This window comes from Weissella oryzae SG25, from assembly GCF_000691805.2.
GTDB classification, from domain to species: Bacteria; Bacillota; Bacilli; order Lactobacillales; family Lactobacillaceae; genus Weissella; species Weissella oryzae.
This window is the reverse complement of sequence record NZ_DF820495.1, coordinates 1-16,892: the sequence shown is the minus strand read 5'-3', so window position 1 is coordinate 16,892 and position 16,892 is coordinate 1. Positions and strand designations below refer to the sequence as shown.

Genomic DNA, 16,892 nt, shown 5'->3' with positions numbered 1-16,892 from the left:
AAAATACATTTTGTATCTAAACGGAAGAAGGAAAAAATAATGGCAAAGCAAGTAGCGGCAACAAAGGAAAAGCTACCTAAGGATTTAATGACATCGGCTTGGATTCTCGCCTTAGGGGCGATTCCACCGATGCTTGATTCAACCATGGTTAATATTGCAATTAATAAGCTACAATTTGACCTTAATACTAGTCTTAATATGATTCAATGGGCAATTACTGGTTACGTCCTAGCACTGGCGGTAGCGGTACCAATTTGTGGTTACTTGGTTAACCGCTTTAATGGTAAAAAGATTTTTCAATGGTCTTTACTAGCTTTTGGGTTGTTTAGTTTTCTATCTGGCATCTCTTGGGACATCACGAGCTTTATTGTTTTCCGTGCGGTTCAAGGTTTCTCGGCCGGGTTTATTACGTTATTGATGACGACCTTACTAATGAAGATTGCACCAGCTGACAAACTTGGTCAATTGATGGCAATCATTGGTACGCCAATTATCATCGGACCGATTATTGGCCCAATCATTGGTGGTGCAATTGTTCAGTATGCCAACTGGCATTGGATTTTTTATGTTAATGTGCCAATTGTGTTAGTTTCGGTTATTTTAAACATTAAGTTCTTACAAGATTTTGCTCCTTTCAACCCTAAAGCTAGACTGGATTGGTTTGGTACTTTGTTACTTGCTGCTGGATCAGTTGGTTTAATTTATGGCTTGATGAAGGGGTCCGATAATGCGCGTCACTTCTTTAACGGTCAAATGATTACCTTTGTGGCACTTGGATTAGCAAGTTTTGTAGGCTATGCAATTTACAATGCAGTTCGGCATAATGATACTGTCTTACCACTAAGGTTCTTCAAATCGAAGCACTTTACCGCTGCTAATGTTGGTATTTTTATGGCCGGGATTGCTTCAAATGGTCCAATGTTACTCCTACCACTTTATTTTCAAAATACGCGGCAATTCTCAGTGATTCAGGCAGCATTAATGTTGATTCCACAAGGCCTTGGTCTACTAATTGCTCGCCCAATTTTGGGACGGTTGATTGATCGCTTAGGCGCGCGACCAGTTGTTTTGGTCAGTGTCTTAATCTCATTGGTTGGTACCTTGCCATTTGTTTGGATTCACTTGGACAGTAATTTATATTATATTGAGCTCTTACTCTTTGTTCGGGGAATTGGGATTGGTGGTTTGCAAATGCCAATGATGACGGATATTTTTATCGGCTTAGCCAAGCAAGATATTCCAGGCGCTTCAGTTGGTCAACGAATTATTCAAAATGTTGGTGCCAGTTTTGGTTCAGCTGTTGTGAGTGCGATTGTCACAGCAATAATTATTAGTCAAAATGTTTCCGATAAGGTGCGCACGCACGCAACCCATTATGCTGCGCATTTGATGGCGCAAATGCAAGCTCATGTGGCAGCAACGCATACGGCGCCAAATGCTTCAGCCATTGCGGGCCTTAAACAAAACGTCAGTACGAACGCTAGTCAATATGCGGAACACGTATTGCGCCTTGCTCAGCTACAAGGTTATCAAGTTGCCTTTTTAGTTAGTTCGGTAATGTTATTGGTAATTGCCATCTGTGCTTTGTTTATGAGTAGTAAGCTTGGCCATAAGACTGTAATGGCATAAATTATAAAAAAGCCAACCCTTTGGGATTTACTCCTAAAGGGTTGGCTTTTTTAGCTTGATATTTATTGACGTGTAATTACAAATAAGAAGAAGAGGAAAATTGCAGCTAGGGCCCACATGAATGGGTGAACTTCTCGCGAACGCTTATTTGAAATCATCATGATTGGATAGAGAATAAATCCAAGGGCAATTCCATCAGAAATTGAATATGTCAGTGGCATACCAATTACGATTAGGAAGGCTGGGGCAGCAATTGAAAAATCATCCCAGTGAATGTGACGTAGATTCTCAGCCATCAAAACACCAACCACAATCAAAGCTGGGGCCGTAACTTGTGAAGTAATCATCCCAAGGAGGGGTGAAAAGAATAGACCGAAGATAAATAGCACACCAGTTACGACAGAAGTGAAGCCTGAGCGACCTCCAACGGCGATTCCGGCTGATGATTCAACATAGGCTGAAGTTGGTGAAGTTCCAATAATGGCTCCGATGGTCATACCAATTGCATCGGCAGATAGGGCTCGACCGGCACGAGGAAGCTCACCATTCTTCATGAAGCCAGCTTGCGTTGCCAAACCAATCATTGTACCGGCTGTATCAAAGAAAGTGACGATTAAAAATACTAAGACAACTGTAAATAGTTGGAAGGAGTTAATATCCCCTAGATGAGCAATACTTTTACCAAAGGTTGGGGCTAATGATGGAACTGCAGAAACGACTGTAGTTGGTAATTTGATTAGGCCGGCAAAAAGGCCAACAATTGTTGTCAAAATCATTCCGATGAAGATGGCAGCCGGAACACGACGAGAAATTAGAATGAAAGTTACGATCAACCCAAAGACGGCTAACAAAACGGTTGGCGTTGTAAGTTGGCCGAGCGACACCATTGTGTCTGGATTTTTAACAATGATGCCGGCATTGGCTAGTCCGATAAAGGCGATGAACAAACCAATCCCGGCTGAAATGGCGATTTTTAAATCTTGGGGGATTAGATTAATGATTTTTTCACGAACCTTAAAGAGGGTCAAAACTAAAAAGATGATTGCGGCAATCAAGACACCGGCCATGGCAGTTTCCCATGGGACCTTCATGGCGATTACTACTGAGTAGGTAAAGAAGGCATTAACTCCTAAACCAGGTGCGATAGCCATAGGGTACTTAGCGACAAGGCCCATAAAGATGGTTGCAACGGCGGATGAAATTCCAGTGGCAACGAAGACGGCACCTTTATCCATTCCAGCGGCCCCGAGGACGGTTGGATTGACAAAGAGGATATAACACATTGAAACGAAGGTGGTTAAACCAGCGATGATTTCTGTGCGAAAGTTCGTCTTTAACTCATCAAATCGAAAATATCTGGCGATACTGTTCATGAAAATAATTCCTCGCAAAAATATAGACTTTTAAAAACAAAGATAATTATAAGCTATAAATTGAATAAATCAAACGTAAAAACGAACTAAATATCCAAATTAAAAATAAAACATCTCAAAAAACGAACTTTTAACTTGTTTGGGTAATGATATTTAGCTATAATACTAATTGTTGAAAAAGTTGATTAAAGTTCGGCTTTACCAAAAAATATCTACACCTTAATAGGTAGAGAGGTTGCAAACATGTCAGGAATTGTAGTAGTCGGAAGTCAATGGGGTGATGAAGGCAAGGGGAAGATTACGAATTTCATTGCTCAAGAAGCGGATGTTGTTGTTCGTTATCAAGGCGGGAATAACGCTGGCCATACAATTTATGTTGATGGTAAAAAATTTGAATTATCATCAATTCCATCAGGAATTTTTAATCCGAATAAATTGGCGGTCATTGGAAATGGTTCAGTGGTCAATCCTAAAGCTTTACTTGAAGAGCTACACGCCATCCAAGCCCAAGGAATTCCAGCTAAAAACTTGCGCATTTCAGACCGGGCTCATGTAATTTTTCCCTACCATATTTTATTAGATAAATTGGCTGATCAACGTAAAGGTGCCGGCAAAATTGGCACAACGGGCCGTGGGATTGGCCCAGCCTACATGGATAAAGCAGCGCGAACGGGGATCCGCGTTGTTGACTTGCTAGATAAAGCAGTTCTACATGAGCGTTTGAGTACTGTTTTAGCCGAGAAAAATGAACTGTTAGTTAAAATTTACGAACAAGCGCCTTTGGAGCTTGAAAGTTTAGTTGATGAATTTTACGGTTATGGTCAGGCATTAAAAGATTATGTGGCTGATACAGCTGTTTTAGTTAATGATTTTTTGGATCAGAATCGCCGGGTATTACTTGAAGGTGCGCAAGGTGCAATGCTAGATATTGACCATGGTACTTATCCATATGTCACATCTTCTTCACCGGTTGGTGGCGGTGCAACAATTGGTGCTGGTATTGGACCAACCAAGATTAGCCGCGTGATTGGGGTTGCTAAGGCCTACACTTCACGGGTTGGTGATGGACCTTTCCCAACGGAATTATTTGATGCCGTTGGTGACCGAATCCGCGAAATTGGGCATGAATATGGAGTGGTTACCAAGCGCCCACGCCGGATTGGTTGGCTTGACACCGTTGTTTTGCGCCATGCCGCACGGATTGGTGGCTTTACGCATTTGTCATTAAATTCATTAGATGTTTTATCAGGACTTAAGACCGTTAAAATTGCGGTTGCTTATGAATTAGATGGTAGCCGGATTGAGCATTATCCAGCATCATTGAGTGATGTACGGCGGGCAGTACCAGTTTATGAAGAATTGCCTGGCTGGGAAGAGGATATTACGCAAGTTAAAAACCGGGCTGACCTGCCAGTAAATGCGCAAAATTATCTAAAGCGACTAGAAGAATTAATTGGGGTTCCTCTATATACCTTTGCGGTTGGACCATCAAATGAACAAACAAATATCCTTTTTGATATTTGGGCTAACTAAGTTATTGGAGATTGATTAAATGGCGATGACATTGGACCGAGTAGTGGTTACCACTGAGGAAATTAATGCGATGGTTGCCCGGGTCGCTGATGAACTACGGGTCAAGCTCACTGGTGTAGAGCGACCTTTGTTTGTGGGTGTAATGGCCGGTTCTTATATTTGGATGGCCGATTTACTACGTAATTTGGCCTTTGACTTTGATATTGATTCGGATTACATTGACGTTTCTTCTTATTCAGGTGATGCCTCAACGGGAGAAATTAAAATCGTGCAAGATGTCCAACGCGATTTGGCTGGGCGGACGGTTGTGATTTTAGATGAGGTTATTGATACTGGTTTAACTTTGCAGTACTTAAAAGACAACTTCTTAGCTCGTGGCGCAGCCAAGGTATATATTGCGGTGGCAGCTGATAAGGGACTTAAGACCGATTTTATGGATTTTGAGCCGGATTTTGTAGGAACAAAGGTACCAAATGAATTTTTAGTTGGCTATGGTATGGATTATAATGATCATTACCGTAATCTACCAACAATATCAGTACTTAAATTGGATTAAAGGTTCTTCCTTTAGCACTTTAAAGTTAAGTTGTTAAAAATTAAAAGACCACCCAAAAATGGGTGGTCTTTATTTTTGTTGTAAAAAGATTAACATCACGGTAATCATTTGTAAGACAGCGTAAACTCCAAAGCGATAGCGACGCTTTAAATTAAGGTTAATTAGCACCATCCAAGTAAACAAGATAATCAATGTTGCTAAAATTGTCCAGACATTCCAAGGCAGTGAAAGAACATTTAATAGGAGCATAATCCCGAAAACTAGGGCGGTTAAACGCATCGAACGGCCTTGGGTAATAAATAAACTACTCATATAGAAAAGATATGATAAAAATAAGGGCAATAGACTGAGTAGAAAGGGAATCGTCAAATAAGTGTTTTGCTGGTAAAAAATTGTTACTGGGAAGGCTACGGTCGCAATTGCCGAGAACATAATCAACCCTAGAATGTTTTGCAAATTTAGCCAGCGGACTTGAATTAAAACCATTGCGATTGGCAAGAGGGCAACCAAGGAAACTTGTTGCCCGGACATACGTTGATAGAGAAAATATAGCGATAGAGCTGGAATTAGCAGGACAAGATAGTTTTTCCAATCTTCAAATCCATGTCGGAAAGTCCAAAAAATTACCAGGGCACAAAGTAAACTGTAAGCTAGTAATACCGGATTTTCTTGCCAACGTCCGCCCTCTAGATTTTTAGAATAGATTAATGGGTAAACCCACCAAATTACTAACTGGGCGATGGTTGCCAAAAACATTGAGATATAAGGGAAATCGCGCCAGGTAAATCTGACTTTAGGATTTTGCAAGTCAGGCTGATTATTTTGTTTGTGAGGTATATTGTTACGCTGCGTATTAGGAATGCTAAAATTATTATCCATATGAACTGCCCTTCTCTTGAAACTACTTATGACATTTTAGCAAAAATAGCCAGGTTTACCTTAAATTTGCTATAATACTTTATTGAATTATATAGAAAAGTGTTCTGAATACAAAAATCTAGGTTGATTTAAAGACTATCTTCTTATTAAATTAATAAAGTGATTGAAATACTAGTTATTATATTTTAGTAGGCGCACTTAATATTTCTGACTGTGGTCGTTGAGTTTGGCTAAATGGTCAGTTGCTTTACGGGCATTTTAGGGAAGTAGTGGCCTTTGGCAAGTAAATAGGCACCTTATCTTTGATATTAAGATATATGTTTTGCGATAAAGGTGGCATGTGTGACTGGTTATGTTTGGCGAAGCGACGGATTTTTCGTAGCTGGAAGGGGGAAAAATGACATTAAAATTAATTGCAACGGATATGGATGGAACTTTATTGCGCGATGACCGTACCTTTGATTACGACCGGATGCGCCGTTTGTTAGATGAAATGGACGCGCGGGGGATTCGCTTTGTTGCTGCTTCAGGTAATCAATTGGGACAGTTAAAGAGTTACTTTGCTGAAGTTGGTGAAGAGCGGGTAACTTATGTGTCTGATAATGGCGCCTTAGTAACTGATCATGGTGAAACTCTAGCCGAAGCTACGTTGACTCGGGCCCAATTGGCACGCGTGATTAACTGGAACAATGAGCATTATGCTAAAATGGAAAACTTGATTATTTTATCTGGAAATAAAGGAGCTTATATTTCTAATAATGTACCAGCAGAACTTAAGGCGGGAACAGCTAAGTTCTTTACGAATTTACATCAAGTTGAAAAGTTACTGGAAATTGATGATGAGATTTTCAAATTGTCTTTGGTCTGGCCACCAACCGTTTCTGTCTATGAGTCTGTGCGTTCTTTACGACAAGTTTTTGAAGGCGAACTACATGCAACTGGTTCAGGTTTTGGTTCGGTTGACATTTTAGCAGCAGGGATTAACAAGCAGACCGGTTTAGCCGAATTAGGTAAGACTTTTCAAATTCGACCAGATGAAATGGCAGCTTTCGGTGATAATGCCAATGACCTTGAAATGTTACGCTTTGTTAAGTATCCTTTTGTCATGCCAAATGCCGAGGCTTTCATGCATGAACGAATCAAACAAGATGCGTTAGCTGATAACAATGATAATGGTGTTTTAGCAACCATTGAGGCTCTACTTGATGGGCGTTTATTAGACAGATAAAGGTATGGAACCTAACATTTTAGGAGTTTAATCAGGTTGGATGTTTTTTTGATAAAAAAACCTAAATACTACGGATAAAATTAAGTCCTTTTAATAAAAATGTTATAATATGGTAACGATGAACATGTGATTCTACGGTCGCATGTTTTTTTTATGATAAATGGCGTTAATGCTAACACTAACAGTAAAAATCAACCTAGAAAGCTAAAGCGTTAAGTAGAGAAAGGTGGAGGGCCTATCCGTGTTCTTTAAAAAGCGAATCAAAAAGGAGACTCCGGTCACAACTAATTTGGATCGGACACAATTACCAAAACATGTTGCGATAATTATGGATGGTAATGGTCGTTGGGCCAAACAACAGGGCTTACCGCGGGTTGCTGGTCATCAGCGTGGTATGGAAGTCGTTAAGGATATTACAAAAGCAGCCAGTGACTTGGGTATCAAGGCATTAACCTTGTATGCGTTTTCGACAGAAAATTGGAAACGACCAAGTAATGAGGTGTCATTTTTGATGAAATTACCAGGACGGTTCTTCGATACCTTTGTACCAGAATTAAATGCAAATAATGTTAAAGTTCAAGTGATGGGATATATTGATCAGCTACCAGCAGATACGCAACGAGCGGTCAATGACGCGATTGCACAGACTGCCCAAAATACTGGCATGATTTTGAACTTTGCCTTAAACTATGGAGGACGAGCCGAGATAATTACTGGGGTGCAAGCCTTGGCAAATCAAGTAGCTCAGGGTGATTTAGCACCTGAACAAATTGATGAAGCGGCATTAGCTAAGCAACTAATGACTGCGCCTTTAGGCGAATTGGCGGACCCAGACTTATTAATCCGGACTAGTGGTGAAGAGCGCCTGTCTAACTTCATGTTATGGCAATTAGCCTATGCGGAATTTGTCTTTATTGATGCGCATTGGCCGGCCGTAACGCCAGAAATTTTTGAACAGGCACTACTAACTTACCAAGGAAGACACCGACGCTTTGGTGGCTTAAAAGAAAATAATAGTGATGTAAAGTAGGCAGATAGGGGGTTTTATGAAACAGCGTGTTATTACGGCGGTTGTCGCCTTAGTTCTATTTATACCAACGATTCTTTATGGTGGTTGGTTACTGCAGTTGGTGATGGCATTATTGGCCGCCATTGCGGTTGGTGAAGTTGCGCAAATGCGCCGCATGTTATTGGTGTCTTTTGGTGCGATTTTAGCCATGTTAGGTGCAATGTTGGCGACCTTTCCAGCACATTTTTTTGCTGGTTTACCTAATATCTTGCATCCAGCCGGACTACTATATGTCTTTGTCCTATTAATGCTTTTCCATACAGTTTTAGCTAAAAATGCTTTCTCTTTTGAGGATGCTGGTGTCTTCACCCTAGCGATGCTTTATATTGGTTTAGGATTCCATTTCTTTATCAGCGCCCGCAATACTGGTTTGGATACACTTTTCTATATGTTATTAATTGTTTGGATTACCGATTCAGCTGCCTACCTCGTTGGGCGTAAGTTTGGTAAGCATCCGCTGACAAAGATTTCACCCAAGAAGACTTGGGAAGGTTCAATTGGGGGTACTGTGATTGCTACGGTTATTTTGGCAATTTATTTAGTGTTCTTCCCACAGGCCTATGATTGGCCTTTGATGGTACTGATTACGGTGATTTTGTCAATTGCTGGTCAGTTTGGTGATTTGATTGAATCAGCACTAAAGCGTTTTTATAAAGTTAAAGATTCTGGCACGATTTTGCCAGGACACGGTGGTATTTTGGATCGCTTTGATTCGATGTTAATTGTCTTACCGTTGATGTTTTTGCTAGGTTTATTGAATTAATTGAAGGGGTTAGCCATGGCGTAAAACTATGACTAACCTTTTTGCGCAAAAGGAGGAGTTATGACAGGAATAATTGCCTTTATTATTGTTTTTGGCGTATTGGTGGTTGTACATGAATTTGGTCACTTTTGGGTGGCTAAGCGTGCGGGGGTACGGATTCGCGAGTTTGCAATTGGCATGGGGCCTAAATTGTACCAAGGACATAAAAATGGGACGGCCTATACTTTACGAGCCTTGCCAGTTGGGGGTTACGTTCGAATGGCTGGCCGTGGTGATATTGAGCCTGATGAGCTACCAGCAGGTTTAGCGGTAAATTTACAAGTCCAAGATCAACAGGTCTTGCGTATTAACCTATCTGATCAACCAGATTTGCTTGCTGACCGAACCTTTATTATTGACCGGGCTGATTTAGTTGATGATTTAGTGCTGTCAGGCTACTGGGAAGAAGACGATCAAACCTATGTGACCTTAGCCGTTAATCATGATGCAGTTAAGGTTGAAGCAGATGGAACCGCAGTTTTGATTGCACCAAGGGATACACACTTTGAGTCGGTAAAATTATGGCAACGTGCTTTGATTTCAATTGCTGGACCGGTGATGAATTTTGTTTTAGCTTTGGTTGTTTTTATTGGCTTGGCCTTTACACTACCTGGTGTTGCAACCACTACAATTGGCACGGTTCAAACTCATTCACCAGCCGCGGTCAGTGGTTTGCGGGTTGGTGATCGGATTCAAGCCGTTGATGGTAAGCAAATCAATTCTTGGAATCGATTACAAGAAGTAATTCAGAGTAAACCAGACCAAAAAATTACGGTAACCTTAGCTCGGCAGAAAACGACAAAGACCATTACTTTATTGACTAAGTCAGTGTCAGAAGGTGGACAAAGTTATGGGCAAATCGGAATTGTGCCTAAAGAATCTGGTGCTTTAACTGATCGACTAGCTTATGGCTGGTCCTCAACTGGACGCGCCTTTACGACGATAATTGATGCGATTAGAAATCTTGGTCAGGGTGGTTTTAGCTTGAATAAATTAGGTGGCCCAGTATCAATTTATAAAAATACCGCTACGGTTGCTAGCTATGGGTTGTTTTCATTGTTAGCCTTTATGGCTTGGTTATCGGTCAACTTAGGTTTAATGAATCTTTTGCCGATTCCAGGTTTAGATGGCGGAAAGTTACTCCTAAATCTAGTTGAGGCAATTATTCGTCGGCCAATTCCAGCTAAAATTGAGACGACAATCACTGTAGCTGGTGGTGTTTGCCTAGTTTTGTTGATGCTAGCTGTTACGGGAAATGACATCTTGCGATATTTCATTCGCTAGGCGCTGGCAATGTGGTAGTATTAAAGTTAACGAAAATTTTTACAAGAACAAATGAGGTTTAATCATGAAGCAGTCCAAAGTCTTTATTCCAACCTTACGTGAGACACCAGCTGATGCGGAAGTTATCTCGCATCAAATGATGTTACGGGCAGGGTATATCCGGCAGGTTACAGCCGGCGTCTACGCTTATTTGCCTTTGGCACAACGGGTATTGAATAAAATTAGTAATATTATGCGGGAAGAAATGGAACGAGTTGACGCCATTGAGATGACAACTCCTGTCCTTTTGCCAGCTGAATTGTGGCAAGAGTCTGGTCGTTACGAATCTTACGGACCTGATTTGTTTAAGCTACGTAACCGGCATGAGCGCGATATGATTTTGGGACCAACGCATGAAGAAACGATGACCGCTTTGATTCGTGATGATATTAAGTCATATAAGCGACTACCATTGACGGTTTATCAAATTCAAACGAAGTTACGTGATGAGCGCCGCCCGCGTTTTGGTTTGCTCCGTGGCCGTGAGTTTATCATGAAGGATGCCTATTCATTTTCAATTAATGAAGCTGGCCTTGACCAGAGTTACCGCAATATGGAAGCAGCCTACATCAATATTTTTGACCGGGTTGGTTTAAACTACCGGGTTATTGTTGGTGATGCTGGGGCAATGGGTGGCTCTGATTCTAAGGAGTTTTCAGCACCAGCTGAGGCCGGTGAAGACATCATTGCCTATTCTGATGAATCTGAGTATGCAGCTAACTTGGAAATGGCACGTGATTTATACACAGCCAATAAGTCACACGCTCCATTGGCAGAGTTAGAAAAGATTGCGACGCCAGAAGTTAAGACAATTGATGAATTGGCAGCTTATATCGAAACAACAGCTGATAACTTGGTTAAGACAATTTTGATGGTTGCTGATGATGCACCAATCATGCTGTTGGTTCGTGGCGATTATGAAGTTAATGAAGTTAAGGTGCAAAACTTACTACAAGCAACTGAATTACGCATGGCAACTGATGAAGAAGCTCAAACGATTCTTGGGGCACCATTTGGTTCTCTAGGACCAGTTGGAGTTGGTCCCGAAGTTAAAATCATTGCTGATGAATGGGTTACTGACATGGTTAATGTTAGTGTTGGCGCTAATGAAGCTGGCTTCCATTTCCTAAATGCCAATGTAGACCGTGATTTCAGAATCGATCAAGTAGCCGATATTCGGACTGCGCGTGAGGGCGATTTGGCAATTGATGGTAAGGGACATTTGAAGTTTACCAAGGGGATTGAAATTGGCCATATCTTCAAGTTGGGAACCCGCTACTCAAAGGCAATGGGTGCACAAGTATTAGATGCCAATGGACGGCAAGCTGATATTATCATGGGTTCTTATGGTATTGGAGTTTCTCGTTTGCTATCAGCGATTGCTGAACAAAATGCTGACGAAAATGGTTTGGCTTGGCCGACCGCTGTTGCCCCTTGGGATGTCCATTTAGTACCAATGAAATATAAGGATGAAATCCAAGGTGCTTTAACTGATCAATTGGTGCAACAATTAGAAACGGCTGGTTTCGAAGTTTTGCTAGATGACCGTAATGAACGACCTGGTGTTAAATTTGCTGATTCAGATTTGATTGGCCTACCAGTTCGTGTAACAATCGGTAAGAAAGCTGCTGAAGGAATCGTGGAAGTAAAGATGCGCAAAGCCGATGAAGCGATTGAAGTACGTGCCGAAGAATTGGCCAGTGTGCTAGAAATTCTATTGCACAGTCAAAATGAGGCAAGTCAAAACTAATAAAATAAGCAACTCTGGTCATGATTAATCGCCAGGGTTGCTTTTTAGTTTGAGAAAAATTTAGGGATTTACGCAAGTTGACGTTTTATCGGTATAATAGAGCGAGATATAAAAATAGGAGGACGCTATGGCGATAACAGCGCAGGAACAATTTCAAATCCTAATGCAACAAATTGGCGCAAAAGAAGTGCCAACTTCGATGCAGGGGGCAGCAATTAACAAGCTGACGGTGCACGAAACAAGTAAAATCTGGCAGTTTCATTTTGCGATGAATACACTACCTGCGGTTAATGAGTTAGCGGCCTTATTGCAAGCAATGCAAACAACCTTTGCTGGTTTAGCTCAGATTGACTTTACTTTAACGCTTGCAACAAAGCCAACGGCTAGTTTAGCGCAGGCTTACTGGCCATGGGTTTTGCAACAACATCAAAATGAGCCAGGAGCCTTTCGAAATGCCTTTACCAATGTTTCCTTGGAACTGGTCGACGAGCAAATTGTACTAGCCTTTACTTCGCAAGCTTGGCAAAGTTTTGCCAAGCGAACGGGGCTAGCCGTTATTTGTGAAACATATAAAAAATTGGGTTTCGAAACTGATGGCCTATTTACAACCCGGGTTGATGACCAATTGGCCGCTGAATCAATGGCGCAAATTCAGGAAGCACGGGCACAACAAGATCGCGAACTGGCTCAACAAGCGGCGACACAAATCGAACAAAGTCAAAAGCGCCGCGAGCAGACAACAAATGTCGGTAACGGCCTAGACCGTTTGGGTAAAAAGATTGCTGACAATGTCGAGATTACTAAAATGATTGACATTGAAAGCGAAGAACGTTCAGTTGTGATTGAAGGTTTTGTCTTTGATGTTGAGGTTCGGACTTTGCGTTCAGAACGTAAAATAATGACAATGAAGGTAACTGATTATAGTTCATCATTCATTTTAAAGAAGTTTTCACGAGATGAAGAAGATGAGGCCTTCTTTGATAATATGCAGGCAGGTATGTGGATTCGTGCCCGTGGTGCTATTCAAGAAGATACTTACGTTCGCGATTTGACGATGAATGTTTATGACATGATGGTCGTTAAACATGCTGAGCGGATGGACCAGTATGACGGTGAAGAGCAGCGGGTTGAATTGCATACTCATTCAATTATGTCGACGATGGATGCGACCAATCATATTGGTGATTATGTAAAAACGGCCAAACGTTGGGGAATGGATGCAATTGCCATTACTGATACAGCTGGTGCGCAAGGCTTTCCTGAGGCAACCTCAGCAGCTGAAAAGCAAGGGCTTAAGATGATTTATGGGATTGAAATCAACTTGGTCGAAGATGGTGAGCCGATTGCTTTCAATCCAGCCCATGTAAACTTGAAAGATGCCGAATATGTTATTTTTGATTTAGAAACGACGGGGTTATCAGCCGCCTATGATCGAATTATCGAATTATCAGCGGTTAAAATGAGCAAGGGAAATGTAATTGAGGAGTTCTCGGAATTTATTGACCCTGGTTTCCCGCTTAGTCAGACAATTATTAACCTAACGTCCATTACTGACGAGATGTTAAGGGGTTCTAAGCCTGAGGTTGAGGTATTAAAAGCCTTTAGGGAATTCTATGGTGATGCAATTCTAGTTGGGCACAATGTAACTTTTGATATGGGCTTCATGCGAGAGGCATATTTGCGTTATGACCTGCCAGACATTAGTAACCCGGTGATTGATACCTTGACTTTAGCGCGGTTCTTACATCCCAATCAGCGTTCTTATCGATTGAATACATTAGCTAAACAATTTGGGGTTGTTTTGGAGCAGCATCACCGAGCAATTTTTGATTCAGAAACAACTGGGCATTTGAATAACATTTTTTTGCAAGATGCAGAAGAGCGTTATGATATTGCCTATCATGATCAACTTAATGCCCATATGACCGAGAATGATGCCTGGAAGCATGCACGACCTAATAAGGCTTTGCTTTTAGTTAAGTCACAGGTTGGTGTCAAAAATTTGTATAAGTTGATTTCAGCCTCCAATACGAAGTATCTTTATCGTGTTCCGCGCGTACCAAGGTCTTTATTAAATAAATATCGTGAGGGGCTTTTAGTTGGTACCGGTGATAATACTGGCGAGTTCTGGGAAGCTTTGATGCAAAAGGGCGTGGAGTTAGCCACGCAAAAGGCACGCTATTATGACTTTATTGAGATTCAACCGCGCGCCAACTATGCGCCCCTAATTGAAGCTGAATTAATCAAGAGTGAAAGTCAGTTACAAGAACTATTAAAACAAGCGAGCGAAATTGGTTCAAAGCTAGATAAACCAGTTGTCGTAACTGGGGATGTACATTATTTAAACCCAGAAGATTATATTTATCGTAAGGTTCTAGTATCTTCACAGGGTGGTGCTAATCCGCTCAACCGTTATCAGTTACCAGAATTGCATTTCCGGACAACTCAGGAGTTATTGGATGATTATGAATTTATGGGAACGGACTTGGCCTATCAATTAGTTGTGACTAATAGTCGGTTAATTGCTGATAAGATTGCAGATGATATTGTGGCAATTAAAAAGGGTAATTATCCACCTAATATGCCAACTGCTAACCAAGAAATTCGAGATAAGACTTACGAAACAGCCCATAAAATGTATGGTAATCCGCTTCCTTTGATAATCGAAGCACGTATTGAGCGTGAGTTAAAGTCAATTATCGATAACGGTTTTGCGGTCATCTACTTGGTGGCGCAACGATTGGTGTTTAAATCTAACAAGGATGGTTATCTGGTTGGTTCACGTGGTTCGGTTGGTTCATCATTGGTCGCAATGTTGGCCGGAATTACTGAAGTTAATGCCTTACCACCACATTATCGGTCTGAAAGTGGTGATTATGTTGAGTTTGTTAATCCACGTGAATTTGAATCAGGTTATGATTTACCCGAAAAATTCAGTCCAATTGATGGTAGTAAGTTAATTGGGGATGGGCACAATATCCCCTTTGAAACCTTCTTGGGCTTCTTAGGTAATAAGGTTCCCGATATTGATCTTAATTTCTCCGGTGATTATCAACCCTTTGCGCATAATTACATGAAATCTCTTTTCGGTGAAAATAATGTCTTTAGAGCGGGGACCATCGCGACAGTTGCTGATAAGACGGCTTTTGGTTATGTCAAAGCTTATGAGCGTGATCACGAACTAAGCCTGCGGGGAGCAGAAGTTGAACGCTTAGCTAAGGGAGCAACTGGAGTTAAACGGACGACTGGTCAGCATCCTGCTGGAATTTTGATTGTGCCAGATGATATGGAAATCTATGATTTCACGCCAATTCAGTTTCCAGCTGATGATATTAATGCAACTTGGCGGACGACCCACTTTGACTTCCATTCAATTCACGATAATATCCTTAAAATGGATATTCTAGGGCATGATGACCCAACGATGATTCGTTCATTGCAAGATCTTTCCGGCATTGATCCAACGACCATTCCCATGAATGATCCCGGTGTGATGAGCCTATTTTCTGGTACGGATGCCCTAAATGTCGAACCCGACCAAATTTATTCTAAGACCGGAACCCTGGGCGTTCCTGAATTTGGAACGAGCTTTGTACGGGGGATGTTAGAAAAGACTAACCCTAAGACTTACACCGATTTACTACAAATTTCCGGCCTTTCACATGGAACCGACGTTTGGCTAGGCAATGCCGAGAAACTAATCGAAAATGGGCAAGCAACAATTTCGACGGTGATTGGAACGCGTGATAAGATTATGACCGATTTGATTAACTGGGGGGTGAATCCTGAATCCGCCTTTCAGATTATGGAAAAGGTGCGTAAGGGTAAGGGCGTTTCTGACGAATACCAAGCTGAAATGCGTGAAGCAGGTGTGCCGGAATGGTATATTGAATCTAGTCAAATGATTAAATATATGTTTCCCAGAGCCCATGCGGCGGCTTATGTTTTGATGGCCTTACGGATTGCTTATTTCAAAGTACATTTTCCAATGTTCTACTACAAAGCTTATTTTTCTGTGCGTGCAAGTAATTTTGATATTGTAGCCATGTCACGTGGTTTAAGTGCACTAAAGGCCCGAATTGAAGAGATTCGCCGACAGGGTAACGATGCAAGTGCTAAAGATAAAGACTTATTGACCGTTCTAGAACTAGCTAACGAAGCAATGGAACGGGGTATTAACTTTTCAATGGTTGATTTATATAAGTCGGATTCAGAAGAATGGATTATTGACGGTAATACATTGATTGCACCCTTTAATGCCGTACCTGGTCTTGGTGATAATGTTGCTAAAAGAATTATTGCCGCTCGTGGTGAAGGTGAATTTTTGTCAAAAGAAGACCTTTCACAACGAGGCGGTATCTCACAGACGCTAATGGCCTACTTGGATGACAACGGGGTACTTAGTGATATGCCAGATGAAAATCAATTAGCTTTATTCTAAAAAATAACCGATTAAAAGGCGGATTAGGCAACTAATCTGCTTTTTTTATTGTTCGGGAAAAAATTAAAAAACTAAGTTATTGACGAACAATTATAAAAAGTGGTATATTATTTAAGTCGTAAGGCAATGACATATATTACTTAAAGCCAGTTGATACCTTATAAAAATAAGTTGTTGACATAATGGGTTACTTAGCGTAGTATATATCAAGTTGTCAAACGACAAGTAGATCATTGAAAACTGAATAACGTTTCGATAAAACAAATGTGTAGGGTCATCAAGTTTACTTGATGCAAAAACATTTGCGAA

The 16,892-nt window shown here is 41.1% G+C and carries 11 protein-coding genes; 9 read left to right on the top strand and 2 right to left on the bottom strand.

Annotation, left to right across the window (positions count from 1 at the left end; genetic code table 11):
• Positions 1-39: 39 nt before the first annotated feature.
• Positions 40-1,629: an MDR family MFS transporter gene (locus tag TT13_RS08430; RefSeq protein WP_027699574.1), complete on the top strand. Its 1,590-nt coding sequence runs from the start codon at positions 40-42 to the stop codon at positions 1,627-1,629.
• A gap of 62 nt (positions 1,630-1,691) precedes the next feature.
• Here TT13_RS08430 and TT13_RS08425 read toward each other — a convergent pair whose 3' ends face one another.
• Entirely contained in the window at positions 1,692-3,002 is a 1,311-nt protein-coding gene (locus TT13_RS08425; protein WP_027699573.1) for an NCS2 family permease, read from the bottom strand.
• A gap of 243 nt (positions 3,003-3,245) precedes the next feature.
• Here TT13_RS08425 and TT13_RS08420 point away from each other — a divergent pair, with 243 nt between their 5' ends.
• Together TT13_RS08420 and TT13_RS08415 are read left to right on the top strand one after the other, a co-directional pair.
• Positions 3,246-4,535, top strand: coding sequence for an adenylosuccinate synthase (locus tag TT13_RS08420; protein ID WP_027699572.1), 1,290 nt, complete (start codon positions 3,246-3,248; stop codon positions 4,533-4,535).
• 19 nt (positions 4,536-4,554) lie between these two features.
• Entirely contained in the window at positions 4,555-5,091 is a 537-nt protein-coding gene (locus tag TT13_RS08415) for a phosphoribosyltransferase (protein ID WP_027699571.1), read from the top strand.
• 69 nt (positions 5,092-5,160) lie between these two features.
• Here the strand turns inward: TT13_RS08415 and TT13_RS08410 are convergent, their stop codons facing one another.
• Complete coding sequence (locus tag TT13_RS08410; protein ID WP_045477033.1) at positions 5,161-5,970, bottom strand: hypothetical protein; 810 nt, start codon at positions 5,968-5,970, stop codon at positions 5,161-5,163.
• Positions 5,971-6,367: 397 nt separating this feature from the next.
• Between TT13_RS08410 and TT13_RS08405 the strand changes: the two genes are divergently transcribed.
• The 6 genes from TT13_RS08405 (at position 6,368) to TT13_RS08380 (ending at position 16,583) form a co-directional block, all read left to right on the top strand.
• Complete coding sequence (locus tag TT13_RS08405; RefSeq protein ID WP_027699569.1) at positions 6,368-7,198, top strand: Cof-type HAD-IIB family hydrolase; 831 nt, start codon at positions 6,368-6,370, stop codon at positions 7,196-7,198.
• A gap of 241 nt (positions 7,199-7,439) precedes the next feature.
• A complete protein-coding gene (locus TT13_RS08400; RefSeq protein ID WP_027699568.1) occupies positions 7,440-8,228 on the top strand; it encodes an isoprenyl transferase in 789 nt (262 codons plus the stop codon).
• A gap of 16 nt (positions 8,229-8,244) precedes the next feature.
• Complete coding sequence (locus tag TT13_RS08395; RefSeq protein WP_027699567.1) at positions 8,245-9,030, top strand: phosphatidate cytidylyltransferase; 786 nt, start codon at positions 8,245-8,247, stop codon at positions 9,028-9,030.
• A gap of 60 nt (positions 9,031-9,090) precedes the next feature.
• Positions 9,091-10,353 (top strand): RIP metalloprotease RseP, encoded by a 1,263-nt coding sequence (gene rseP, locus TT13_RS08390; RefSeq protein WP_027699566.1) that lies wholly within the window; start codon positions 9,091-9,093, stop codon positions 10,351-10,353.
• 64 nt (positions 10,354-10,417) lie between these two features.
• The gene (locus tag TT13_RS08385; protein WP_027699565.1) at positions 10,418-12,142 is read left to right on the top strand and encodes a proline--tRNA ligase; all 1,725 of its coding nucleotides are present in this window, start codon (positions 10,418-10,420) and stop codon (positions 12,140-12,142) included.
• Between the two features lie 127 nt (positions 12,143-12,269).
• Positions 12,270-16,583: a PolC-type DNA polymerase III gene (locus tag TT13_RS08380; protein ID WP_027699564.1), complete on the top strand. Its 4,314-nt coding sequence runs from the start codon at positions 12,270-12,272 to the stop codon at positions 16,581-16,583.
• Positions 16,584-16,892 lie beyond the last annotated feature (309 nt).

Excerpts from the sequence above, each read along its gene's own strand:
- TT13_RS08405 (WP_027699569.1), top strand. The coding sequence starts at position 6,368 with ATGACATTAAAATTAATTGCAACGGATATGGATGGAACTTTATTGCGC.
- TT13_RS08415 (WP_027699571.1), top strand. The coding sequence starts at position 4,555 with ATGGCGATGACATTGGACCGAGTAGTGGTTACCACTGAGGAAATTAAT.
- TT13_RS08395 (WP_027699567.1), top strand. The coding sequence starts at position 8,245 with ATGAAACAGCGTGTTATTACGGCGGTTGTCGCCTTAGTTCTATTTATA.
- TT13_RS08430 (WP_027699574.1), top strand. The coding sequence starts at position 40 with ATGGCAAAGCAAGTAGCGGCAACAAAGGAAAAGCTACCTAAGGATTTA.
- TT13_RS08425 (WP_027699573.1), bottom strand. The coding sequence starts at position 3,002 with ATGAACAGTATCGCCAGATATTTTCGATTTGATGAGTTAAAGACGAAC.
- TT13_RS08410 (WP_045477033.1), bottom strand. The coding sequence starts at position 5,970 with ATGGATAATAATTTTAGCATTCCTAATACGCAGCGTAACAATATACCT.
- TT13_RS08380 (WP_027699564.1), top strand. The coding sequence starts at position 12,270 with ATGGCGATAACAGCGCAGGAACAATTTCAAATCCTAATGCAACAAATT.
- rseP (WP_027699566.1), top strand. The coding sequence starts at position 9,091 with ATGACAGGAATAATTGCCTTTATTATTGTTTTTGGCGTATTGGTGGTT.
- TT13_RS08385 (WP_027699565.1), top strand. The coding sequence starts at position 10,418 with ATGAAGCAGTCCAAAGTCTTTATTCCAACCTTACGTGAGACACCAGCT.
- TT13_RS08420 (WP_027699572.1), top strand. The coding sequence starts at position 3,246 with ATGTCAGGAATTGTAGTAGTCGGAAGTCAATGGGGTGATGAAGGCAAG.